Below are 24931 nucleotides of genomic sequence, written 5' to 3'. Positions count from 1 at the left end.
CCACGAATATGGCGCTAGATAATGACGGAGATATTGTGGTATCCGGGCAGTGTGAAATCAATGACTCGACTACGACGTACTATACGGTGAAGTATGTGGAAATGAATGTTGTAAACCCCTATTCCACGTTAACATCCCTTTCCAGTAAGCACATAAAACCAAATAATGGCCAACTTATAACTACTGATTTTAGCGAGGCTTCTGATGTACTGTTTATTAATGACTGTGACTACCCAAAAAATTATGTGTTATCAGACCGGATTTCTTACGTCTTTAGAAATTCTGATGAGAGCGTATATCAATTTTTGCTCGATGGCACCTCAGACACAACAATGTCTATCAATGCAACAGACACCCTTGTTCGAGTTGACATGAAACCGAAGAACCCGAGTCAGTCGAGGAAAATTGTACCATTTAATCAGAAGCGATACTACGAAAGCTATTTCCTTTCTCATTTCGACGAGAAAAGAATTCACTCTTATGAACAAGTTGTCGTATTTGGACTCTGGCGTGATATTGATATGCACATCACTAATGAAGAACCAGGGATGGGCATTTCACTTGTTTGCAAGCCCCAGTTCAAACCAGATGATATAGCATGGTATTACGAAGGTGCGGATTCAGTTGAAATAGTTACACCACACTCGATAATCGTACATACACAAACTGGAAAATTTGGATACGAAGCTAATTTTGCCAGAGAGGTATCAACTAACGGTACGCACAATCAGCTTTCTTGGAAACCAGAGTTTTCAATGTCTGGAAATTATGTAGTCCTTGGTTTAAGTTCGTATGACGTATCAAAGCCACTAATTCTCAGCCTTTCAAAAAGCAATACTTACTCAACTTCAAGCTCCAGCAACGGAAATCTAGAATGGAGCACCTTTTATGGTGGTTCAGACTCGGAGCAATTTAATGTTGTTGCCACTGACGGCATGGGCAATGCATTCATTGGTGGAGAGACCCAAAGTGATAATTTTCCAGTTACCCCTGGGGTTGTGCAATTCGAGTATGAGCTAAACTTGGACGCGTGCATAGTCAAGTTTGATCATGAAACTTTGAACAACGAATGGGCTACTTTTTACGGTGGTACAGGCGTTGACCGAATTAATGGTCTTGCCATTACTTCTGACGATGAAATCATTATGTGCGGCTTCACCAGCTCCTCAGATTTCCCGGTTGAAAATGAATTACAGCCGTATGTGGGGAGTAGTGGGTTTGTAGGAAAGCTCAATTCAACAGGCTCAATAAGAGAATGGGCAACGCCTTTCGGACCTTTTAGCTTCAATACATTTACATCAGTAGCTGTAGACAACGAAAACAACATATACTGCGTGGGGTATTGGATAGGTCAAATAAATGGCTTGAATATTCAGATTTACCCACAAACAGGCACAGATAGTTACACCAATAAAGCCGGTAGTATCCTGAAACTATCCAGTAGCGGCACTCCCCTCTGGTCCACAACTTTTGGACATAGAGCTTATTGCAGGCTTACAGACATTGCTATTGATCAAAACAATAACAAATACATCACAGGTGCAACACGTTTTGAACCCGAAAACCCTGAGCATACTGAGCCAACGATAGGAGTGAACCCCAATTTCATTTCCAATGCACAGTCAGTTTTTAGCGATGGTTTTATCGCAAAGTTCGGAAGTGATGATAATTTGGCTTGGTCCTCATGGTATTGCGGGAACAATTTAGACCAGGGTGAGGGTATAGCTGTAAACAATGATGGTTCAAAAGTTTGTATTGTCGGTGCTACTACAAGCGTCTCTGGATTACCACTACTCAACGCGTTGCCAAATAATTCTTCATACGGAGGTGATGACGGCCAAACCCCTATCGGAAGCACTGATCATCATGGTGATGGATTTATAGCGGAATTTTCTGAAAACGGCACATTCCTTTTCGGCTCATATCTGGGAGGCTCTAATAATGACGCTTGTTTAGCTGTTGCATACGATTGGGCTGATCAAATTTACATAACCGGTTATACTTTAAGCACCAATGTTCAATGGCTAACCAATACTACCGGGGGCATAACAGGGCTGTTTTCTCAAAGTACTAACCAGGGTTTAGCTGACGCATTCATCGTTGCACTGAATCCCTCACGAAACTTGGTTTGGGGAAGTTTTTTTGGTGGAGCCTCATTCGACTACGGGTATGGATTGGCCACCACATCCTCAGAAAAATTGTTCCTTGTAGGGCGAACTTTTAGTTTCGGAGGTCCTGCGTCTCAGCCCTTTCCCTTGTCAAATTATACCCCATCGGCGAATCCTTATTTTCAAAATCAGTTGAACTTAATCAATGAATATGAAGGAGAGAAAAGCGATGGATTTGTTTCTCGGTTTAGTTTATTGCCACTGGCAGCTGTGGTGCGCGTTCGCGAGATTGAGGGTTCAGCCCAGCTCAAAGTCTATCCCAACCCAAATAACGGCCAGTTTATGATTGACCTTGAATTGCTGAATACAGCACCAGGCCAATTGAGTATATACTCCATTGACGGTCGGCTGGTTTTTCAAAGGCAGTTGGGACACAGCAGTCAAAACCATATTGACACCTCGGGTTTACCTTCGGGCACGTACATATTGTCTTTACAACATGAAGAAAACAGGTACTTTGCCAAATTCATAAAGCTCTGAACATGTGGCTTATTAAAAGAATTCTTGTTCTGTGCTTGGCTGGATATATACCTGTGATCGGTTACTGTCAAGATTTTGAGATAATTTATAAAGAAGTAACAACAGTCACGCACGGATTACGACATGCTGTTGTATTGAATGACAGTACCATAATAGCTTTAGGAGGGCATGGATGGGGTTCCGGAAGTATTATTAAATCTACTGATTACGGCCAAAGCTGGGTCAAAACCGACGTACTCCATAACTTGTTTCAATCCACATTTGTAAATGACAGCGTGGGGTATGCCGTTGGTGAAGGAGCGACGGTGATGAAAACCGTTGATGGCGGTGAGAGTTGGGTTTACCAGAACACCAGCATCATTTCGCCTGCTTTCCAAAACAGAGCCGTGGCCTTTGCCGATGAGAACGTAGGGTTTGTAGGGCCCGCCAACGGGCCCGGATTTGCTTTTCTGTACACTTATGATGGTGGAGAGACCTGGCAGAATGCTGAAGCAGGTGCTGTTTATGGTCGTGGCAAAATTCAAGTAGTGGACGATTCTACGGTATATTCTGCAGGTTTTGGGCCACAGATATACAGATCAGACAACTTAGGGCAAAGTTGGGGTGCAATTCTAATGCCAGAGGACTCAGGAGGCGCATGGGATTTGCATTTTTTCGACAGGGACACAGGCCTGGTGTTAATGCGCCAATTCGACATGAACTGCGGGAACAATCACTATTTGGCTAAAACGGTGGATGCAGGAATTACCTGGACAAGTCAATATTTCCCTTGTTCCTACTTCAGTAATCTCTCTTTTCCTTCTAGAAATGTAGGGTATGCCACTGGTGCCATTTCTGCAAGTGGTACCAGGTTCATGTGGCGCACATTTGATGGGGGCGAGAGCTGGCATGAGTTTGAATATCCCGTTGGAGAAAATGCAAGCTCGGGCTGTATAGCTATGGCCATAGCATGCGTGGATGCTGATACATGCTACATGCCCACCAATTGTGGCAACATTGTCAAAATGACCAACGCCACTGAGGGCGCATTAAGCGCGCCGCGGCAGCCGCGAGAGTCAGCCCAGCTCAAAGTCTATCCCAACCCAAACAACGGCCAGTTTATGATTGACCTTGACTTGCTGAATACAGATACAGGCCAGTTGAATATATACTCCATTGACGGTCGGCTGGTTTTTCAAAAGCAGTTGGGACACAGCAGTCAAAACCATATTGACACCTCGGGTTTACCTTCGGGCACGTACATATTGTCTTTACAACATGAAGAAAACAGGTACTTTGCCAAATTCATAAAGCTCTAATTCATGAAGGTGTTTTGGCGTACATTGATGTTATCCGTCCTGATCTATTTACAAATAGATGGTCATGGGCAGGTTTTTCAGGTAATTGGAAGCGACCTTACCAACGTTTCACACCCTCTAAGACACGCTTACATACAGAATGACAGCACTATAGTTGCAGTTGGAGGCTATGGTTGGGGCACCGGGTCAATTATTAAATCAACCGATTACGGTGAAAGCTGGTCTAAAACGGAAGTTCTTCACAACCTCTTCCAAATTACCTTTGTAAACGATAGCTTGGGATATGCTGTTGGTGAGGGAGCGACAATAATGAAAACCTCAGACGCTGGAGAAAATTGGATTTATCAGAACACAAACGTTATTTCTCCTGCTTTCCAACTCAGAACCGTAGCCTTTGCCAACCAAGATACAGGTTTTGTAGGTACAGCGAATGGGCCTGGCTTTGCTTACCTCTACACCTATAATGGTGGCGAAACTTGGATGAATGTAGAAGACGAAGGTTCTGTGTACGGTCGAGCGCGAATACAGGTGGTTAATGACTCAACCGTATATTCATTAGGGTATGGAAATGAGGCTCCTTTGTATAGGTCAAATAATATGGGGCAATATTGGGAGGAGGTTGGTTTTCTGGAGGGTATAGGTGACCCACGGGATATGTATTTCTTTGATAGGGATACTGGTATCGCGGTAATCCGCGAATTCGAAGCAAACTGTGGGAGTAATTTTTACTTTTTAAGTACGAGCGATGCTGGAGTTAGCTGGGACAGCCAATACTATAGTTGCACTTTCGTACGAGGACTATGCTTTCCTAGCAGAATGGTGGGTTTTGCTTTAGGGCTAGCGAACACAACTATAGACGTTCATAACATGTGGTGGACGGTTGACGGGGGTGAAAATTGGGATACCTTCGAATACTCTCTTAATGATGGCATAGGAGGGCTTGCTCTTTCCATTTCATGTGTAGATTCCGATACATGTTATATGCCTACTAATAATGGTAGAATTATCAAAATGACCAATGCTTCGGAGGTTAATGTGAGCACAGCGAAACATTCTAACTTAAGTAACTTTAAAATCCACCCCAACCCGACCGCCGCGCACCTCACCCTCAGCGGCAGCGCCCTACTGCCCGGCAGTGAGCTGAAGGTCTATAACCTGGCCGGGCAACAGGTGTACAGCGAGGTGTTGCAAAACGCACATGAATCCCACATATTGGATGCCCGCCGCTTTGGCCCTGCCGGCATGTACCTGCTGCACCTTAACACCCCCGGCCACACGCCCGTGGTAAAAAAGGTGGTGGTGCAGGAGTAGGGGTAAAAACTGGCTGAATATAGGAGGCAGCGCTTACTGCTATCTTAACCGAGTTAATCAATACAGCCTAAAACAGTCAAAAATTAACCAAACAACAACCTAAAAACCTCATCCACCCGGCCTACTTCTACCACCTGAATATCGGTTTTGGCGAGCGTAGCCTTGTGGTGGCGCGATACGATAATCTGCTCAAAGCCCAGTTTGCCCGCTTCGGCAATACGCTGATCCAGCCGACTTACGGTGCGTACCTCGCCGGTGAGCCCTACTTCGGCCGCCAAGCAAATTTTACGCGGCACCTCGATATTGCTGTTGGAAGACAGTACCGCGGCCACAATGGCAAGGTCGAGCGCAGGGTCCTCCACCCGAAGGCCGCCGGCAATGTTTACAAACACATCTTTCATGGCAAGTTTAAACCCACAGCGCTTTTCGAGCACGGCCAGCAACATGTTGAGGCGTCGTGTGTCAAAACCGGTGGCTGAGCGCTGCGGCGTTCCAAAGGCAGCCGTGCTTACCAGGGCCTGTACCTCTATCAGCAGGGGGCGCGCTCCTTCAACCGTGGCCGCCACGGTAGTACCACTCAATCCATCATCGTGCTGGCCAATGAGTATCTCTGAGGGATTGTGCACCTCGCGCAAACCGCCGGGCGTCATTTCAAAAATGCCCAGCTCGTGCGTGGAGCCAAAGCGGTTCTTTACCGAGCGCAACATGCGGTACACAAAATGACGGTCGCCCTCAAACTGCAACACGGTATCTACCATGTGCTCCAGCACTTTCGGCCCGGCAATGTTGCCGTCTTTGGTGATGTGCCCCACCAAAAAGAGCGGTAAATCCAGTTCCTTGGCAATGGCAATCAGCTCGGCGGTACACTGGCGTATTTGCGACACGCTGCCTGCCGACGACTCTATCAGCCGTGAATGCAGCGTCTGTACCGAGTCAATAATCACCACCTCCGGTTGCATTTCTTCAATGACTTCCAGAATGTTTTGGGTCAGCGTTTCGGCCAGTATGTAACACTGCTCGTTTTGAATGCCAATGCGTTTGGCGCGCTGTTGAATCTGCATTTCGCTCTCCTCACCCGACACATACAACACCTTGCGCTGGGAGTCGAGCGCCACCTGGAGCATCAGGGTTGATTTTCCGATTCCGGGCTCGCCGCCGATCAGCGTAACCGCTCCCGGCATCAGGCCACCGCCCAGCACGCGGTTCAACTCCACGCCGGGCAACTGAATGCGCGGCACATCCTGCACAGTATCCCGACCCAATTGAACGGGTTTTCGGGCCGCCTTTGCAATACCGGCCAACGGGGCACTTTTGGGTTGGAGCAGTTCCTCAACCATCGTATTCCACGATCCGCAACCCGGACATTTTCCCAACCATTTAGGCGACTCATATCCGCACGAGCTACAAAAAAACGCTGTTTTTACCTTAGCCATGCTGTTTGATTTTCCGGATGATACCGGTGCTGGAGTAGCCGTCCAATAAAGGTATGGTCAGTACGTCGCCACCGTTGTTTCGCACCACGTCTGAGCCAACCAGGAAGCGGGGCGATGATGGGTCGGTGCAATGCGGGTCGTAATCGCCGCCCTTTACCAATATATCGGGTCGCAAAGCCTCGATAAGGCGGATGGGGGTGTCTTCATCAAAAGCACACACTGCATCAACCGAGGCCAGCGCCGCCACCAATGCCATGCGGGCCGCGCAGGGCACGATGGGGCGTTCAGGACCTTTCTGAAGGCGTTGCACTGAGGCATCGGAGTTGATGCCCACCACCAGTTTGTCGCCGCATTCAGCTGCACGGGCAAGGTAATCTGCGTGACCCGGGTGAAGCAAATCAAACACACCATTGGTGAACACCACACGCTTGTGAAGGGTGCGCCATTGGTCAACGCGCTCAAGCAGCGAATCGAAATCGAGTATTTTTTTTGCGATAGACCTGTGCATGCTATCTGCTTTTGGCTGTGCGTGTTTTGGGTGTGAGGTAGAGCGATACCAGCCCCAAAGATACAATCATCAGCGACTGCGAAAACCACATAATCCACCCAAGGGCAAAGCCAAAGGCCCCTGCAACGCCGTAGAGCATCAATGCCTTTTGCACGGCCACCGGGTAGGCGCCAATACCGCCGGGAAAGAGAACTATGGCAAAACTACCGAGCACAAATCCGGCAAAAACGCCGTTTACCGACACGTTGGATGTTTCGGGTAGCGTGAAAAAGCACACCCAATACATGGCGATGTACAGGCTCCATATTAGCAAGGTGTGAAAAATAAACCACCCTTTGTTGCGCATGGTGAAAATGGTTTTGAGTCCGGCATAAAATCCCAGTGCCAGCAGGTAGAGCTTGCGCACAATAGCGAACCGCGATCTCCTTCCGAAGCGAAAAAGCAACCATACCATGAAGATTCCGAACGCGGCTCCCACCCAAAACAGCAAACCGAGTTTGGCTTTGAGGCCGCCCTGCAAGGTGTCCAGGTGCTCGCCGAGCAGTTCAAATTGAAGGTAAAAGGTTAATGCGGTAATGCCCAGCAGCACAAACATATCTATTACTCGCTCGGCAAAGATGGTTCCGAAGGTGCGCTCAAAGGCAATGCCCTCACTGCGCGACAAGGCAAGTGCGCGGCTCGCCTCACCCGCTCGTGGCAGCACCATGTTCATCAGGTAGCCCACCATCACTGCGTAAAAACTGTGCTTAAACTGAGGTGTTTTTCCCAAAGGTTGCAGCAGGTATTTCCAACGATACGCCCTGCTGGCGTGGCTCAGCGCGCCCAACGCAATAGCCAGCGCAAACCACTCATAGCGCGCGTAGCGCAGCGCATTAAAGAGGTCTTTTTTCTCTTCGGGGCCCAGTTGCCGGTAAATCAGCACGCACAACAAAATTCCCACTCCGGCGGGTACGGCAAATTTGATCCAGTTGGTCCAGCGGTGCGATGAAGTTGCTTTGCTCAAAACAGTTGCAGGTTATCAATTAGGCGCACATTACCGAGGCGCGCGGCAACCAGGGCTACAGCGTGCGGTGCACCATTAAAATCGCGAATGGGTCGGAGCGTTTCGGGATGGGCGATGTCAAAATACTCAGGCTGCATGCCGTTTTGTTCCAGTAGCTCCATCGCCAGATGGCGGATTTGTTCGGGCGATTCGGAAGGAGCCAGTTCTTGGGCTCGAAGCAGAGCCTTATAAATGGCATTGGCACGGTTTCTCTCTGCATCGCTGAGTCGCACATTTCGCGAACTCATGGCCAATCCATCGGGTTCGCGAAGGGTGGGTACGGTTACAATCTCAACCGGAATATTGAATTGCCGCACCAGTTGGCGAATGACCATCACCTGTTGGAAATCCTTTTCGCCAAAAAAAGCAAGATCAGGCTCAATGATGTTGAACAGGCGCCGCACCACCATGGCCACACCTTTGAAGTGCCCCGGTCGGAACGCCCCCTCGTAGCGGGTTTCTAGTTCGCCAAAATCGTAGGTGGTTTGGTCGGGTTCAGGATATATCTCTTCTACCGTAGGCGTAAAGGCTATGTCGCAACCGGCGTCGGCCAGCACCGTCATATCAGCCTCAAGGTTTCGGGGGTAGTTGTTAAAATCGTCGGCTTCGTTGAACTGCGTGGGGTTCACAAAAACACTGGCTACCAAAATGTCTGCGCGTGTGAGGGCTGCCTGCATCAACGACCGGTGACCGTCGTGCAAGGCACCCATCGTAGGCACCAGAGCAACGGTCTTGTTGCCTTGTTTGGCGTGCAAAAGTGCACTGCGGATGTCTGATACCCGATTGAAAATATCCACGTAAACAGGAGGCTTTCTCGCAAATGAAGCGAACAAAGCTAAGGTGATTCCTTGAATATCCACCGAAAATGTCGTAATTTTGTAGCCTTATTAAATCCCGAGCACTTATGGCAAAAACGAAAGTTCTTTATGTATCGCAGGAGATAACTCCGTACCTGGAAGCCAACGAAATCTCAACAGTATCGCGCATGCTTCCCCAGGGAATGCAGGAAAAAGGCCGTGAAATCCGCGTCTTTATGCCGCGCTACGGTTGCATCAATGAGCGTCGTCACCAGCTGCACGAAGTTATCCGCCTTTCAGGTATGAACCTGATCATCAACGACAACGACCACCCGCTGATTTTGAAAGTAGCCTCCATTCCCTCAGCACGCATGCAGGTGTACTTTATTGACAACGAAGACTTCTTTCAGCGCAAGGCCGTACACTGCGATTCTAAAGGAAAGTTTTTCAACGACAACGACGAGCGCTCCATCTTTTTTGTGCGCGGCGTTATTGAAACTGTGAAGAAACTTGGTTGGGCACCCGATATCATCCACTGCCACGGCTGGATGACTGCCATCATGCCTGCATACCTCAAGAAAATCATCAACGAAGACCCGCATTTCAGCGATTCGAAAGTGGTTTTCTCTGCCTATGGAAGTGGCTTTGAAGGAACACTCGAGAAGGGAATGGTGGATAAATTGCGTCAGGAGGGATTTGCCCCCGAAGACCTGTCACTGCTTAACGAACCTACACACGAAAACCTCACCCGATTTGCTATTGATCACAGCGATGGCGTGGTGAAAGGAACTTCAAGCCTTCAGGGCGAACTGGAAGATTACGTGAATTCTCTCAGCAAACCCGTGCTTGCACACACCGAAAGCGATGCTTTGGTGGCTGCGTGCTCCGAGTTCTACGACCGGGTGCTCGAAGAGAGCGGAGTATTGGTTGAATAGCAAATGTCCGTGAAATTAAACCTGCAACGAATAATGCGGCCGCTATTGGCCGCTTTATTTTTGCTCCCTGTTGTGGCATGCGACAAGGAAGATGGAATTGGCAAAGGAGTACTGCCCCCGGAATTGCTGTTGGGCATACACCGCGTAGATACCCTGACCATAGAAACCTACACGGTTCCGGATGATAGTATTCGCGCCGACGGACTTGACGCAGTGTTGCTCGGCAATCACCACGACCCGAAATTCGGGAGGCTTGTTTCAGGGTTCTACACGCAACTGCGATTGGCTACCAATCAACCTGTTTTCACATCCGGCGTAGCATCCGAAACGGTGCAGATTGATTCAGTGGTACTTGCTCTGTCTTATTCCAATGAACAGTGGGGTAATAATTTCCCGCAGGAATACAAGGTGTATGAACTGGATGAACAGTTGTTTGCCGATACCTTGTACTACAGCAACCGCGTACTCCAGGTAAAGGAAAATGACCTCGTTCAACCCGAAAGCAAAATTCAGCGACCCGGCCCGGGAGTGAATGTAGTGGTTGGTCAGGATACGCTGCCACCCCAACTGCGCATCAAAATTGACCCTGAAATTGGTACACGTATTTTTAATGCGGTTGGCACCAATGACTTGAGCACACAGGGTTTTCCGGCTTTTTTCAAGGGGCTCTATGTTACTGTAGCAGATCAGTTCATTTCTCCGGGCAATGGTGGTGTACATTACTTTAACCTGTTGAGTCCGATTTCAAAAGTAACCCTGTACTACCGCCTCTACAACCGCGACGGCATCGATCAGGGGCAGTATGAAACCCGCGAGTACGATCTGTTGATCAACACCAATGCCGTGTACTACACCCGCAGTGTGCACGATTTTAGTACGGCCATGCCCGAAATTCAGGCGCAATTGGACGGTGATCATAGTTCAGGTGGGCAAAAAACATTTGTGCGGGCAGCTGCCGGACTTAAAACGCGTGTCTTTTTCCCACACCTGGGTAGCATTCGCAATGATACCCTTGCCATCAATAATGCGGAGTTGATTATTCCTTTTCAGGCCGACCACGCCTTTGCGCCACCCAACCGACTGTTTGCTGTGGGGCGAAACGTAGAGGAGAACACGGCTTTTCTGCTTCCCGACATTTTTGAAGGTGACTCACACTTTGGAGGATTTTTGGATGTAATCAACAGCCAATACCGCGTTAATATTACCCGTTGGGCTACACAGGTGGCATTTGGGTCGCGCGAGAACACTGCCATTGAGCTGGTGCCGGACCGCGCCGGAAGTTCTGCCAATCGTGTGATTCTTAACGGACCTCAACATCCCGACAGGCCTATGCGGCTGGTTATTCACTACACCAAATATTAACTGATTTATGTGCGGAATTGTAGGATATATTGGTGAACAGAAGGCAGCTCCGATTCTGCTGAAAGGCCTTCAACGTCTAGAGTACCGGGGTTACGACAGCGCCGGTATTGCCGTTCACGACAGCGAGCAGATCCATCTGGTAAAATGCAAAGGCAAGGTCAGCAATCTGCAACATCGGGTGGATGAAAATCCGCTCATCGGAAACATTGGAATTGGTCATACACGTTGGGCTACCCATGGACCGCCCAACGACGAGAACGCGCACCCGCATGCCACGGCTAACAATGAAATGGTGATTATCCACAATGGAATCATCGAAAATTTTGACACCCTCAAGAAGGGGCTCATCCAGCGAGGCCATGTGTTTCAGAGCGACACCGACACCGAGGTATTGATTCACCTCGTGGACGACATTAAGCGAAACGAGAAGGACATTTCCTTGTTTGAGGCCGTGCGCAAAGCACTCAATGAAGTGGTGGGAGCCTATGCCATTGTAGTCATGTCGCGCGAGAACCCCGATCAACTCATCGCCGCCAAGAAAGGAAGCCCGCTGGTAATAGGTATTGGTAAGCAGCAAGGAGAGTATTTCATTGCCTCCGATGCTACACCGATTATTGAGCACACCAAAAATGTAGTGTACCTCGAAGATGAAGAAATTGCCATTGTTGATCGCGAGACAGGGCTGCAATTGCGGAACATCAAAAACCAGGAGAAAACCCCCTACATTCAGGAGTTGGAAATGCAGCTCGAAGCCCTGGAAAAAGGCGGTTACGAGCATTTTATGCTGAAGGAAATCTACGAGCAGCCCCGCTCCGTGCGCGACAGTATGCGTGGCAGACTGAATGTAAACAAAGGAATAGTGGCTCTCGGCGGAATACGCGAGTATGAGCAAAGGCTTTTTCAGGCCAAGCGCATCATCATTGTGGCTTGCGGTACATCATGGCACGCCGGCTTGGTAGGGGAGTACCTGTTCGAAGACCTTGCGCGCATTCCGGTTGAGGTGGAATACGCCTCTGAGTTTCGCTACCGAAACCCGATTATTTCGGAAGATGATGTGGTGATTGCCATTTCGCAATCGGGAGAAACCGCCGATACTTTGGCCGCGATTGAAATGGCCAAACAACGCGGAGCTACCATTATTGGTATTTGCAACGTTATTGGCTCTACCATTCCGCGCACAACTCACGCGGGCTCCTATACGCACGCAGGGCCGGAGATTGGTGTGGCCTCTACCAAAGCCTTTACCGCACAGGTTACTGTGCTTACGCTGATGGCTTTGTCGGTTGCGCAGGGTAAAGGAACCATTCCCCATTCACGTTTTCAGCGTTTGCTGATTGAGCTGGACGCCATCCCTGAGAAGATTGAGAAAGTGCTTCAACTGGATGACCAGATTCAATACATCGCCGACTATTACAAGAATGCCACCAATGCCCTCTATCTAGGTCGTGGAATTAACTTTCCGGTGGCCCTGGAGGGCGCGCTCAAGTTGAAGGAGATTTCGTACATCCACGCCGAGGGTTATCCCGCCGCCGAAATGAAACACGGCCCCATTGCGCTGATTGACGAGAATATGCCCGTGGTAGTGATTGCCACTCAAGGTGCGTCGTACGACAAAATTGTGAGCAACGTGCAGGAAGTAAAGGCGCGAAAAGGCAAAGTGATTGCCATTGTAACCGAGGGAGATGAACAAGTGAAAGCCCTTGCCGACCACACCATCGAAATTCCGGAAGTGGACGAGGTATTGATGGGTCTGATTTCGGTGATTCCTTTGCAACTGCTTTCGTACCACGTTGCTGTGATGCGGGGTTGTAACGTTGATCAGCCCAGAAACCTGGCCAAGTCGGTTACGGTAGAATAGTTTTTCCTTTCTCGAAAGCTCCCCGCGCCACCTGCAACATGCGGTCGTCTTCTGCAATAATGGGATAATACCCGTCGTTACCCCAGATATTACGGGCAATCAGGGCCTTGAGCCGAAGGGCAATGTACGATTCAGAAATGTGAATATCCGTGGGGTCGGCTTTTAGTCCACGACCATCGGCAAAGTGATAGAGGTCTTGCAGCATTCGCGGATTCACCACAAAGCTTTTCACAAACTCCTCCACCGAACCCGCAGCCAGTAGTCTGTCGCGATGGCTATCAGCGTACTCAAAGGCAAAGTCGTTGAGGATTCCGCGATAACTCAACTCCGTAAAATAATCCGATGCTCCCACCGTGTCAATGGCCACGTACAAATCAGGCACAATACCACCGCCGCCAAATACCCTTCGGCCTGCACGCGTAAGATACACCAGCGAATCGGGGTAGTTGATTTTGGTTGAATCGTATAGTTCACCGGTTTCATATCTTGAGTATATATCTGCTTCGTAATCAATTCCGTTTCCGTAGGGACGCTGAATGCTCCTGCCCGATGGGGTGTAGTAGCGGGCCACTGTAAGGCGAATCGCTGAACTATCCGGAAACTCGTAGTGCTCCTGCACCAGTCCTTTTCCGAACGAGCGGCGACCTACAATTAAACCGCGATCATTGTCCTGCACTGCTCCCGCCAAAATTTCACTGGCCGATGCCGAGCCTTGATCAATCATTACCACAATGGGCAAATTTGTAAGACTTCCGCTGCGGCGGGTTTCATAGGTTTTGCGTGGCTGCGCACGACCTTCGGTGTACACAATCAGCTCTTTGGCCGGAAGCAGTTCTTCGCACATTGCGATGGCGGTGTTCAGGTAGCCGCCACCATTTCCGCGCAGGTCGATGATAAGTTGCTCCATTCCGCTCATTTTGAGTTTCGCAACTCCTTCCATAAATTCCTGATGCGTGGTTTTGGCAAAACGCGTAACACGAATGTAGCCAGTGGCATCATCCAGCATATACGACACTGCCACGCTGTATATAGGAATCTTGCCGCGGGTGATGGTAAAGTCCAGCAAACCGGGAGTTCCCCGGCGTTTAATTTGAATGTGAACCCGGGTGCCGCTTTCGCCGCGCAGGGTGGTCATCACATCGCGGTTGGTAACGCCGATGCCGGCAATGTTTTCGCCGTCCACGGTAACGATGCGGTCGCCCGAACGTATGCCCAGGGCTTCAGAGGGGCCACCTTCCAACGGCGTAACTACAAAAACCGTGTCGTTTTGAATGGTAAATTCTACGCCAATTCCGTCGAAGTTACCTTCCAGCGGTTCAGTGTATTGACGAAGCTCGCGCGCTGAAATGTAGTACGAATGTGGGTCGAGGTGCTGCAACATTTCCTGGATACTGAAATCAATCAGTCCGGCTTTATCCACTGTATCCACGTAGTGCCGCTCAATAAAGTTGATAATCTGCGTGATTTTGTTGCTGCTGTGGTTCACCATTCGGGTGAATGCAGGCGCTTCGGCACCAAAGCGCGACATATCTGCACCGATGTATATTCCGGCGCTTAGCGCGATGGCCAGTAGTAAGGGGAGTAAAATCCAGGTTTTTTTCATCCTCCTTTTCAGGGGTTTTGTATTTGCACTACTTCAACACCGGCCTGACGCAGAAAGTTGAGACCTGCATCGTCTTTGTACCTCTCTATGAAAACCAATCGCTTGATGCCAATCTGATGAATCAATTTGCTGCATTCCTTGCAGGGAGATAACGTAAGGTATAGTGTTGCATTGCGTGCGTCGTTGGTTGAGCGTGCAACCTTGGTGATGGCATTGGCTTCGGCGTGCAGCACGTACCACTTGGTATTGCCGTTGTCATCTTCGCAATCGTTTTCGAAACCGGTGGGCGTGCCGTTGTAGCCATCAGAAATAATCATCCCCTCTTTTACAATGAGCGAGCCTACTTGTTTGCGCTGGCAATGCGAGAGCGTAGCCCACTGCTTCGCCATACGCAGGTAAGCGCGGTCGTAGCGTTCCTGTTTGGCGGAGTCGCTGTATTTTACAAAGCCTTCTTCCATCTTGTATGTGTTTCAAAGAAACGAAAAAAGGCCCCTTATCGGAGGCCTTTGTACCTGGGGTGGGAATCGAACCCACACTCCGAAGAACACGAGTTTGAGTCGTGCGCGTCTACCAATTCCGCCACCCAGGCATAGTGAAGTGGGCTGCAAATTTATTCATTTGTTCGGGATGCCACAACATCCACACGAAAACATTGAAATGCTACTTTGTTTCGCAAAACCAATTTCCTACATTTGCACCCCTCTTAACAGGACCCGTGCTGGATTCAGTAAAAATATTCTCAGGGCGCACATCGCAACATTTGGCTTCTCAAATAGCCGCGCAGTTTGGTGTACAGCTCGGAAACGTGATTGTTTCTGAATTCAGCGACGGCGAATTTCAGCCGTCATACGAGGAGAGCATTCGCGGTAAGGATGTGTTCATCATTCAGAGCACCATGCCTCCGGCCGACAATCTGTTGGAATTGTTGCTGCTGATAGATGCTGCCAAACGCGCTTCGGCCCGGAGAATTGTAGCGGTGATTCCTTACTTTGGATATGCCCGTCAGGACCGAAAAGACAAACCTCGCGTAGCCATCGGTTCAAAAATGATTGCCAATTTGCTCACTGCAGCGGGCGTTACCCGGGTGGTTACGATGGACCTCCACGCTGACCAGATTCAGGGGTTTTTTGAAGTTCCGGTGGACCACCTATTTGCTTCGTCTATTTTTGTGAAGTACCTGGAATCCATAGACCGCGAAAACCTGATTATGGCGGCCCCCGACACCGGTGGAACCAAAAGGGCCAACGCATACGCCAAGCATTTTAACCTGGAAATGGCTATTTGTTACAAGCAGCGAAAAGTTGCCAATCAGGTAGATAGCATGACTGTAATAGGTGACGTTAAAGACCGCCACGTGATGTTGGTTGACGACATCGTTGATACAGCCGGCACCCTCACCAAGGCTGCCGATATGATGCTGGATAAGGGCGCGTTGAGCGTGAGAGCTATGTGTACGCACCCCGTGTTATCGGGTCCGGCATACGAACGTCTGGACCAGTCTAACCTCGCAGAGCTTATTGTTACCGATACCATTCCGCTCAGACATGCGCATCCCAAGATCAAAGTACTGAGCGCGGCACCGCTGTTTGCTGAGGTGATTCGCGGTGTGGTTCAGTACGAAAGCATTAGTTCACACTTTGTAATTTCTTAATCTAAATCAAATAAAATGAAGCAAGTATCATTGAGCGGCTCTCCAAGAGAGGGCGTAGGGAGTACAGATGCTAAGGCGCTTCGCAACCAGGATAGGGTACCTTGTGTGCTGTACGGAGGCGAAAAGCAGGTTCACTTTCACGTGGACTACAACCAAATGAGCAAGCTGGTAATTACTCCGAACGTACACCGAATTGCACTCGACATCGACGGAACGTCTTTCGACGCCCTGATTAAAGAGGTGCAGTTTCACCCTGTAACCGACAGAATTATCCACGTTGATTTTATCCAGCTTTTCAACGACAAAGAGGTAAAGATTCAGCTGCCGTTGCGCGTTTCCGGCTCTGCTATCGGAGTTCGGAACGGGGGGCGTTTGTTTGTGCTTTTCCGCAAACTCAACGTAAAAGGTTTTCCGCCTCAGTTTCCCGAGGCCATTGAGCTGGACATTACCAAACTTCGTATCGGACAGAAAATCCGTGTCAAAGATTTGAACGTAGGTGAGCTTGCTCTGCTACACGATCCAGAAGCCGTGGTGGTGTCTATTAAAACTGCACGTGGTGCGGTGGATACCGGTGATGAGGACGAAGAGGAAGGTGGTGAAGGAGAAGCTGCTGCTGCCGAAGGCGCGGAAGCCAAACCTGAGGCCGCTGCCGAATAAAACGGTTGCCCTGCTGCATGAAATTCCTGATAGCAGGTTTAGGTAATATTGGGCCGGAATACGAAAACACCCGGCACAACATTGGATTCAAAGTGCTGGACACCCTCGTGAGGGAGTCCGGCACTTCTTTTTTAACAGGCGAAACAGCCTTCCGCGCGGGGCGATACGGTGATGTAGCTACCTTGAAGCACCGGGGCCGTATTTACATCCTGCTCAAACCATCCACCTATATGAACCTGAGCGGAAAGGCCGTAAGCTACTGGATGCAACAAGAGAAAATTCCGCTCGATCGTTTGCTTGTGGTGACCGACGACCTTGCCCTGCCATTCGGAACCATTCGCCTGCGTGGGAAGGGTAGCGACGGGGGCCATAACGGACTCAAAAACATCAACCAGATTTTGGGCACCCAGCAATACGCACGGCTCAGGTTTGGAATTGGCAGCGAATTTGGCCGTGGTCAGCAGGTAAATTATGTGCTCAGTGCGTGGAGTGAAGATGAAAAAGCCGCACTGCCTGAGAGATGTAAGCAGGCATCGAATGCAATCCTGGCATTTGGAACTTTGGGGCTTGCGCAAACCATGACGGCCTTTAACAACAAATAGGACCCCTTGCGCGTTTGGAATTTCAAATCGTATTCGCGATTTTTGGACTGTCCGTTTACGGACATTCAATTGTAAACCTTTAAAAGCTCACAGCTTGCATAGAGCAGCCGGTTGCGTGTTAGCCGGCTGTTCTGTTTTGGTGCATGGTATGGTTTGTCAGGCGCCTACCAGCTCGATGTCGAAATCAACGAGATCTACAAACTCCTGAACGCGGCGGTCAATGGTTTCGCGGTCCAGTTCAAGCAAGCGCTCGGGGCCGAATTTTTCGCAGGTAAAGGACGCCATGGCCGAGCCCACCACGATGGCACGCTTCATATTGTCGAAAGAGATGTTTCGCGCTCCGGCGAGGTAGCCGATAAAACCGCCGGCAAAGGTATCGCCTGCTCCGGTGGGATCCACAACCTCTTCGAGCGGGAGTGCTGGGGCAAAAAAGGCGCGGTCTTCATGAAACAGTAGCGCACCGTGTTCTCCTTTTTTGATAATCAGGTAGCGAGGCCCCATTTCCATAATCTTTCGGGCGGCCTTCACCAGCGAATATTCATTGGATAGTTGGCGCGCCTCTTCGTCGTTGATGGTGAGCACATCCACTTTTTTCAGCACTTCGTTCAGTTTATCGAGCGCAATGTCCATCCAGAAATTCATGGTGTCGAGCACCACAAGCCGCGGACGCTCGCGCAGTTGCTCAAGTACCGAAAGCTGAACCGCAGGGTCGAGGTTGCCAAGCATCAAGAAGTCGCAGCCCTGGTATGATTCAGGCACCACCGGCTTAAAATCGGCCAATACGTTGAGCTGGGTGTCGAGCGTATCGCGCGCATTCATGTCGTAGTGGTACTTGCCCGACCAGAAGAAGGATTTCTCGCCTTGTTTAACCTGGAGGCCTTCCTGGTTGATGCCGCGCTTCTCCATTTCTTGCAGTACCTCCTTCGGAAAATCGTCACCAATAACAGAAACCAAGCCTGATTGCTGAATGTAATAGGATGCGGCGATGCTTATATAGGTGGCGGCTCCGCCAATGACGCGCTCTTGTTTGCCGAATGGCGTTTCAATGGAATCGAAGGCTACAGTGCCAACACTTACGAGATTCATGGGCTGTTGTTTGTTGCAAAGATAGCGGTTCATGCTGGTTGAAAAGCGCATAGCACGATTAGTTATTTTTTTCGGGTAAGTATGTTGTGTAGTTTCGTTCAAAGATTTATTTTTGTGCCCGCTCTACGGAGCACTATTTTATTCCTCCTTAGCTCAGTTGGTTAGAGCATCTGACTGTTAATCAGAGGGTCCCTGGTTCGAGCCCAGGAGGGGGAGCAAAAGATCTCGAATAGCACCAGCAATGAGGTCCCTGAAGCTTATTTCTTCGGGGACTTTTTGTTTTGTTCCCCGAGTGGGCGAGAAGTCTATGCCGGCCCAGAGGCCCTTCGAGTGACGAGTTAGGGCGTCGGTGCCGGTAAGCCCAGGAGGGGGAGCAAAAGATCTCGAATAGCACCAGCAATGAGGTCCCTGAAGCTTATTTCTTCGGGGACTTTTTGTTTTGTTCCCCGAGTGGGCGAGAAGTTTACCCCAACTTATTCAATAGGAGGAGTGTTAAGCAGCAAATTACTTGAATTAGTTGGGGTAACCCCGATTAGAAAATCAGCTTTTTGCGCGCATCACAGAAAGCGCAAAAAGCATGATTCACTTTATCGGATATGAACCGAGCGGTCGGTTCATATTTGGGGGCTATGCAGTTTTCTTCCTCTTCACGCCCCACCACCTAAATTCTTTACCTTAGTCGGCACTTGAAAATTAGCGCGTGAGAGATTCACTTGTGGTTGGAATAATAGGGCTGCTGCTCATGAGCTTAGGTTGGTGGGTAGGGCTTCCCTTTGGCAAGGAGCGAAGTTTGGAGGCAGTTGCACAGCATGTTTCAGGTGTGCTTCAGCAAAAAAGTTCCGAAACGCGAAACGAAATTTCGCTGCTAAGCGCCAGGTTCAGTGAATGGGGTGTACACCCAACAGCTGTTCAATACTCGGATTATTACGCGGGTCTGTTTGACAAAACGGGCATTTTGCTCGCAGTATATGAAAATGACGAATTGGTTTTCTGGTCGGACAACCGCGTGGCTTTTGATTACCTTTTTGGCCCGGGAATTCCGGATGAGCAATACCTGCAACTTGACAACGGCTGGTATGGTTTGCGGAAAGTGGTGAAGGACGGACGCGAATATTATGCGCTGTTCCTGATCAAGTCGTCCTACCCATATAACAACGATCACCTGCAGGATGAATTCGCCCCCGATTTTGCCCTGCCCCCGGTTTACTTTTTAAGTTTGAGTCCGCGCGTAAATTCTGTACCTGTTCAGGTGGGAACCGAAACGGTTTTCCACATCCACCAGCACGCACCCTTGCCCGAGCAACTTCGATGGTTTAACCTGCTGATGGTAATTGCCGGACTGTGGCTCTTTCTACGCACATGTCCAATCCTCTTCAGTCGGAAAATGCCCGTGCGACTCGCTGTGCTACTGTTTCCTGCAACCCTTTTCCTGATCAGGCTCATTACACTGAGTTACCCGCATGTTTTTTCGGGTTTGCAGGTTTTCAATCCATCGTTATACGCCTCCTCCTTTTTGTTTCCATCGCTTGGTGATCTGTTCATCAATAGCTTACTGCTGCTTTATATCGGTCACTACCTAAAGAAAACGCTCGGAGGTTCCAAACGGCGCATTAAGGGCTTTTTGCCGCTCACACTCATTTTTCTGATGCTTTTTGGCTTGGCGCTTTTTATTACTCCACTCATTATGGGTTTAATAGAAAACTCGCGCATCACCTTTACGCTCTATGAGGTTTTTTCGTTGGACGTGTACACTCTGCTGGCTGTATCGTCTATAGGTTTTTTCTTCTTTGCCTACTTTCAGCTTTCATCTGTTTTACTGCAGTTTACGGGTCCGATACTGCCGGTCCGAAAAAATCTTGTGTGGGCTGCGTTGGCGGCCCTGGCGGTACATATCACGGCTTCGCATCTGATCGGTATTCTCGACTTCAAGGTGATTTTGTGGCCCGTGCCCGCTTTGTTGCTGATTGCTTTGCTCAGGGCCGACCGGGTAATAATCACGCGTCCGCGTGGCACCATCATTTTGCTCTTTTTCTTCTCGCTGCTCACCACGCTGTGGATTTTGAAATACACCGACATCAAGGAGCGCTCCGAGCGCAGGGTGCTTGCCGGTAAGCTCGCCTCCGATGAAGACCCTGTTACGGAACTGCTCTTTGCCTCTGCCGTAACTACCATCCAGGAAAGCCATGCCATACAACGCATGTTTCAACAGCCGCAACGATTTACCAACGCGGCGCTGGCATCGGTCATTGAAGAGCAGTTTACCGACAGGTACTGGAATAAGTACATTTTTAGTATTCACGTTTATTTGCCTGACGGTGCCTATTGGGGAGTGCTTACGGAAACCCGGCCGCCCGATTTGAGGTACTTTGAAGATCTGATATACGAGCTTGGTGAGCCGGTTGAGGGCAGTGCCTACCTCCATCACCTATACAGCTACCCCGACAATTTGAGCTATCTCGCCAAAATTCCGCTTTATGATTCGGAGGGGGCGTTGCAGGCGTGGATTGTGATAGGGCTCGAGTCCACCCTTTTTCCGGGTGAAATCGGTTTTCCGGATTTGTTGATTGAAAGCGACCCGGGACCGCTGCGCAAACTGAGTGGATATTCATTTGCGCGCTACATGGATGGTAAGTTGGTGGGTGCCTCAGGAGAGTATAATTACCGAATCAACACAAGTCTATACGATGACAACCTGAAACCATTTGATTTTGAAGACTACAAAGGCTTCAATCACCTCATCCATCGCCCCGACGAGCGAACCCTCATTGTGGTAAGCAAGGAAATCCCGAGCTTTTTTGACAAGGTGACCATTTTCAGTTATTTGTTTGGACTTTTCGGTCTTTTGCTGCTTGTGGTAACCTACATTCAGGATCCCTCGGTGCTCAATGCCGGCCTTTTTAATCACCTCAACGTAAAAATACAGATGCTGGCCGTGGGAATTATCCTGGTGGCCCTACTTAGCTTCGGTTTTGCCACGCGGTTTTACATTGAAAGCCAGTTTCAGGAGAAGAACTACAGCATTTTGAGCGAGAAGATTCAGTCGGTTTTGATTGAGCTGGAAAACAATCTCAAAAACGAGGATTACCTCACTGAAACCGTTATAGACCGATTGCGGCTTCAGGTAGCGAGACTTTCTTACGTGTTCTTCACTGATATCAACGTGTATGACCCGAATGGCGTATTGATAGCCACCTCACAACCACGGATTTTTGATGCCGGGCTGGTGGCTCCGCGCATGAATGCAGAGGCATTTGTGAAAATTGCCATCAACCAGAAAAGCGACTACATTCATCCTGAAACAATTGGTAATCTGCGCCACCTATCAGCCTATGTGCCGTTCCGAAACCACGCCAACGAAATCCTGGTGTATGTAAACCTACCTTACTTTGCGCAGCAGGAGATTCTGGAAGAGGAACTTACGAGGTTGCTTGTGACGCTGGTAAACCTCTTTGTGTTACTGCTTGCACTCAGCGTTTTCGCCGCATTTTTCATCACCGACTGGATTACTCGCCCATTGCAATTGCTTCAGGAATCCCTCAGTCGTATTGAACTCGGTAAACGCAATGAGCCGATTCACTACCGCGGTAGCGACGTTATCGGTGAGCTGGTGCAGGAATACAATCGAAAAGTGAGTGAATTGGAAATCAACGCCGAACAGTTGGCCCGCTCCGAGCGTGAAAGTGCGTGGCGAGAAATGGCCCGACAAGTTGCCCACGAAATCAAGAATCCGCTCACCCCCATGAAGCTCAAATTGCAAATGCTGCAAAAAGCGGTGGAGAGCGGCGACGAGAACCTGGAGGAGCGCATGCGCCGAACAAGCGAAACCCTCATTGAACAAATCGATGCCCTTACGCAAATCGCCAATGAGTTTTCGAATTTCGCCAAAATGCCTCGCGCAGAGCTATCGGAAGTAAACCTCAATCAGCTCATTGAGAATACTGTAACGCTCTATGACGATGTGCCCGACAGCAAGGTGCAATTCACGCCTTACACGCAAGGAACGCCCATTGTACGCGCCGATTACAACCAGTTAATGAGGGCCATTCAGAATCTCATTAAAAACGGACTTCAGGCGCACGATGACGACCGCGAAGCCGTGGTAGAACTCTCGGTGACGGCTGCTCCCAAGGGTTACCTCATTACAGTGCGCGACCATGGAAAGGGCATCCCGGAAGAGATGCGCAGTCGCATCTTCCAACCCAATTTCACCACCAAATCAACCGGGATGGGTCTCGGGCTCGCCATGGTTAAGAATATTGTGCACAACATCAACGGGAAGATCTGGTTCGAAACCGAGAGCGGCAGAGGAACTTCATTCTTTATTGAACTTCCGGGCGAGCTGAACGATGAAGCCGCAGGAAATGCCCATCTTTGAGCGCTGCATACCTCATTTTATGCCCTTCCAAAAACTCAAACTCAGGCTCAGAGCCCGCAAATATCAGCGCAAAACGGACCCCGGGGGCATTGCCTTTTTGCGCCAAACGTTGCTTCCGGGTCAATGCGCATTTGATATAGGTGCGCACCGCGCAGGGTACCTTTACCATATGATGGATTGCGTGGGTTCATCAGGATATGTACACGCTTTTGAGCCTCAATCTGCGCTGTACGATTATATCAGCCGTGTAAAGCCATTGATGGGCTGGCAAAACCTGAGACTTGAACACCTCGCTCTTTCTGATCGCATAGGAAAAGTCACCTTGCACATTCCAGTGAATAAGGTCAACAAGGGGTCATCGCCGGGGGCGAGTATTGTGGAAGGCGTGGCAAGTGGTGAAATTGCCCTTCGCGAAACTGTGCCCATGGATACCCTGGATGGCTATTGTGAGCGCAACAAGGTCATTCCGGATTTTCTAAAAGTAGATGTGGAAGGTAATGAGCTCAACGTATTTAAAGGAGGTGCGGGGGTTCTACTTGAACACAAACCGGCCATTCTGGTGGAAATTGAAGAGCGGCACATCGGCCGCCAGCAGATGGAAGAAACCTTTCAATGGCTGAGAGATTGTGGCTATGAGGGGCATTTTATCCGGGGGCACGAGCGCCTGCCATTGTCGGCGTTTTCCGTTGAACAGCACCAGGATACGAGGGGAGAAGGCCCTTATTGCAACAATTTTACGTTTACCGCAGGTCGAAAGTAGCCACTCCGATTTTGGTCTCAGACTCGTATAACTCAACGATGTACTGACCCGTGGGCAGTTCTTCGTTTACGGTGTAGTACACACAAACATCCTGTGGCTCGTTTTGGTAATCAATTTCGCGCTTTACGCTGTACATACCTGAAACGCCGTCAAACTTGAAGGTTTTCGGGTCCCCGGAACCATCGTCAAGCACCCGCGCATCCGGACTGATAATTCGCATATAGAGCACTTTTTTGCCCGGTTTGGCAATTTTGTTCTCTCCGAGCCGTCCGCACACTTTTATCATTTCTGCGCGGTTTGCTCTATTGGTGCTCGATTGCTTGCCGCTGCCCCGCACGCGTATGGCTTCGGCCATCACATCAGAAATGGGTAATACCGAGCCTTTGGTCACAATTTTCTCCAGGTCGGTAGCCTTGGTGGCCAGTTGATCGCGCGTTTTACTCACTTTGCTCAGCTCTTTGGAAAGGCTGTCTTTATCGGCCCTTAAGTTAATATTGAGTGTGTTGAGTGAATCGATTGTAACCAGGTAGCCCTTCATGATTTCGCGAAGTGTGCCGGCTTCCTTCTTCAGCTTGTGAATAATCCAGGCGTCGTCCTTGTGCTTCTCTACCTGCTTGAGGAGGTCTTTGATTTGATCCTGTTGTGCCTGTATTTCTGCCTGCATCCGCTCATTTGCAACCGTCACCGTGTCATACTGAATAAGCATTTCCTGCAAATCGCTTTTAAGGGTCAATGTGGTGTTTTCCAGTTGAAGGATTTCTGTGAGTTGCTGGTCTGCCGTTTGCGACTTGTTCATGAGCATAATGCCCAGTACGGCGCTTAATACCAGTAGAATCGCGATGACAATCCACATCCACCGGTTTTTGCTATCTGATTTAGGTTTGCCTGGCGCAGACGGCGTTGATTTTTGGTCGCTCATGAAGCAGCTTCTGAATTTTGGTGCGAAATTGCTAATTTACCCGCAATTGAGTCGGTACAATCCAAAGTCATTCGGCACTTATTAAC

At 49.5% G+C, this 24931-nt stretch carries 19 protein-coding genes and 2 tRNA genes; 12 read left to right on the top strand and 9 right to left on the bottom strand.

What is annotated here, in order from left to right; genetic code table 11:
* Positions 1-8 precede the first annotated feature (8 nt).
* Genes EA392_10320 through EA392_10310 form a run of 3 tightly spaced genes read left to right on the top strand, consistent with a single transcriptional unit; the run spans position 9 to position 5257 of the window.
* Complete coding sequence (locus EA392_10320) at positions 9-2648, top strand: T9SS C-terminal target domain-containing protein (protein TVR38363.1); 2640 nt, start codon at positions 9-11, stop codon at positions 2646-2648.
* Between the two features lie 2 nt (positions 2649-2650).
* The gene (locus EA392_10315; protein TVR38362.1) at positions 2651-3946 is read left to right on the top strand and encodes a T9SS C-terminal target domain-containing protein; all 1296 of its coding nucleotides are present in this window, start codon (positions 2651-2653) and stop codon (positions 3944-3946) included.
* Positions 3947-3949: 3 nt separating this feature from the next.
* The gene (locus tag EA392_10310; protein ID TVR38361.1) at positions 3950-5257 is read left to right on the top strand and encodes a T9SS C-terminal target domain-containing protein; all 1308 of its coding nucleotides are present in this window, start codon (positions 3950-3952) and stop codon (positions 5255-5257) included.
* Between the two features lie 83 nt (positions 5258-5340).
* Here the strand turns inward: EA392_10310 and radA are convergent, their stop codons facing one another.
* The 4 genes from radA to EA392_10290 are packed head-to-tail and all read right to left on the bottom strand — an operon-like array spanning position 5341 to position 9037.
* On the bottom strand, positions 5341-6690 hold the full coding sequence (gene radA, locus EA392_10305) for a DNA repair protein RadA (GenBank protein ID TVR38360.1): 1350 nt from the start codon (positions 6688-6690) through the stop codon (positions 5341-5343).
* Positions 6683-7198, bottom strand: coding sequence for a D-glycero-beta-D-manno-heptose 1-phosphate adenylyltransferase (locus EA392_10300; GenBank protein ID TVR38359.1), 516 nt, complete (start codon positions 7196-7198; stop codon positions 6683-6685). The genes radA and EA392_10300 overlap by 8 nt, the downstream gene beginning before the upstream one ends.
* 1 nt (position 7199) lies before the next feature.
* Positions 7200-8201: a UPF0104 family protein gene (locus tag EA392_10295; GenBank protein TVR38358.1), complete on the bottom strand. Its 1002-nt coding sequence runs from the start codon at positions 8199-8201 to the stop codon at positions 7200-7202.
* Positions 8198-9037 carry a pantoate--beta-alanine ligase gene (locus EA392_10290; GenBank protein ID TVR38357.1) on the bottom strand — a complete coding sequence of 280 codons (840 nt, stop codon included), beginning with the start codon at positions 9035-9037 and terminating at the stop codon, positions 8198-8200. Before EA392_10290 ends, EA392_10295 begins: the two co-directional genes overlap by 4 nt.
* Positions 9038-9144: 107 nt before the next feature.
* On the opposite strand from EA392_10290, the gene EA392_10285 reads away from it, so the two are divergent.
* Genes EA392_10285 through glmS form a run of 3 tightly spaced genes read left to right on the top strand, consistent with a single transcriptional unit; the run spans position 9145 to position 13192 of the window.
* Positions 9145-9972, top strand: coding sequence for a glycogen synthase (locus tag EA392_10285; GenBank protein TVR38356.1), 828 nt, complete (start codon positions 9145-9147; stop codon positions 9970-9972).
* Between the two features lie 3 nt (positions 9973-9975).
* On the top strand, positions 9976-11334 hold the full coding sequence (locus tag EA392_10280; GenBank protein TVR38355.1) for a DUF4270 family protein: 1359 nt from the start codon (positions 9976-9978) through the stop codon (positions 11332-11334).
* A gap of 7 nt (positions 11335-11341) precedes the next feature.
* The gene (gene glmS, locus EA392_10275) at positions 11342-13192 is read left to right on the top strand and encodes a glutamine--fructose-6-phosphate transaminase (isomerizing) (GenBank protein ID TVR38354.1); all 1851 of its coding nucleotides are present in this window, start codon (positions 11342-11344) and stop codon (positions 13190-13192) included.
* On the opposite strand, the gene EA392_10270 is transcribed toward glmS, so the two are convergent.
* The 3 genes from EA392_10270 to EA392_10260 all read right to left on the bottom strand — a co-directional run bounded on the left by EA392_10270 (position 13179) and on the right by EA392_10260 (position 15384).
* Positions 13179-14795: a PDZ domain-containing protein gene (locus tag EA392_10270; GenBank protein TVR38353.1), complete on the bottom strand. Its 1617-nt coding sequence runs from the start codon at positions 14793-14795 to the stop codon at positions 13179-13181. The two genes, glmS and EA392_10270, sit on opposite strands and share 14 nt — an antisense overlap.
* Positions 14796-14803: 8 nt before the next feature.
* Positions 14804-15253: a CMP deaminase gene (locus EA392_10265; protein TVR38352.1), complete on the bottom strand. Its 450-nt coding sequence runs from the start codon at positions 15251-15253 to the stop codon at positions 14804-14806.
* Positions 15254-15301: 48 nt separating this feature from the next.
* A tRNA-Leu gene (locus EA392_10260) sits at positions 15302-15384 on the bottom strand.
* A gap of 126 nt (positions 15385-15510) precedes the next feature.
* Between EA392_10260 and EA392_10255 the strand changes: the two genes are divergently transcribed.
* Genes EA392_10255 through EA392_10245 form a run of 3 tightly spaced genes read left to right on the top strand, consistent with a single transcriptional unit; the run spans position 15511 to position 17705 of the window.
* Positions 15511-16446: a ribose-phosphate pyrophosphokinase gene (locus EA392_10255; GenBank protein ID TVR38365.1), complete on the top strand. Its 936-nt coding sequence runs from the start codon at positions 15511-15513 to the stop codon at positions 16444-16446.
* A 15-nt stretch (positions 16447-16461) separates the two neighbouring features.
* A complete protein-coding gene (locus tag EA392_10250; protein TVR38351.1) occupies positions 16462-17103 on the top strand; it encodes a 50S ribosomal protein L25/general stress protein Ctc in 642 nt (213 codons plus the stop codon).
* A 17-nt stretch (positions 17104-17120) separates the two neighbouring features.
* Positions 17121-17705 (top strand): aminoacyl-tRNA hydrolase, encoded by a 585-nt coding sequence (locus EA392_10245; GenBank protein TVR38350.1) that lies wholly within the window; start codon positions 17121-17123, stop codon positions 17703-17705.
* A 156-nt stretch (positions 17706-17861) separates the two neighbouring features.
* Here EA392_10245 and EA392_10240 read toward each other — a convergent pair whose 3' ends face one another.
* Entirely contained in the window at positions 17862-18791 is a 930-nt protein-coding gene (locus tag EA392_10240; protein ID TVR38364.1) for a sugar kinase, read from the bottom strand.
* Between the two features lie 142 nt (positions 18792-18933).
* Here EA392_10240 and EA392_10235 point away from each other — a divergent pair.
* The 3 genes from EA392_10235 to EA392_10225 all read left to right on the top strand — a co-directional run bounded on the left by EA392_10235 (position 18934) and on the right by EA392_10225 (position 23926).
* Positions 18934-19010: transfer RNA gene (locus EA392_10235), tRNA-Asn, on the top strand.
* Between the two features lie 481 nt (positions 19011-19491).
* A complete protein-coding gene (locus EA392_10230) occupies positions 19492-23166 on the top strand; it encodes a sensor histidine kinase (GenBank protein TVR38349.1) in 3675 nt (1224 codons plus the stop codon).
* Positions 23138-23926, top strand: coding sequence for an FkbM family methyltransferase (locus EA392_10225; protein ID TVR38348.1), 789 nt, complete (start codon positions 23138-23140; stop codon positions 23924-23926). The genes EA392_10230 and EA392_10225 overlap by 29 nt, the downstream gene beginning before the upstream one ends.
* Here the strand turns inward: EA392_10225 and EA392_10220 are convergent.
* Entirely contained in the window at positions 23907-24845 is a 939-nt protein-coding gene (locus EA392_10220; GenBank protein ID TVR38347.1) for a hypothetical protein, read from the bottom strand. The two genes, EA392_10225 and EA392_10220, sit on opposite strands and share 20 nt — an antisense overlap.
* Positions 24846-24931 lie beyond the last annotated feature (86 nt).

It is taken from the genome of Cryomorphaceae bacterium (assembly GCA_007695365.1).
Lineage (GTDB): Bacteria > Bacteroidota > Bacteroidia > Flavobacteriales_D > SKUL01 > SKUL01.
Note: the sequence above shows the minus strand (reverse complement) of the source record. Positions and strands in the feature narration are given on the sequence as shown.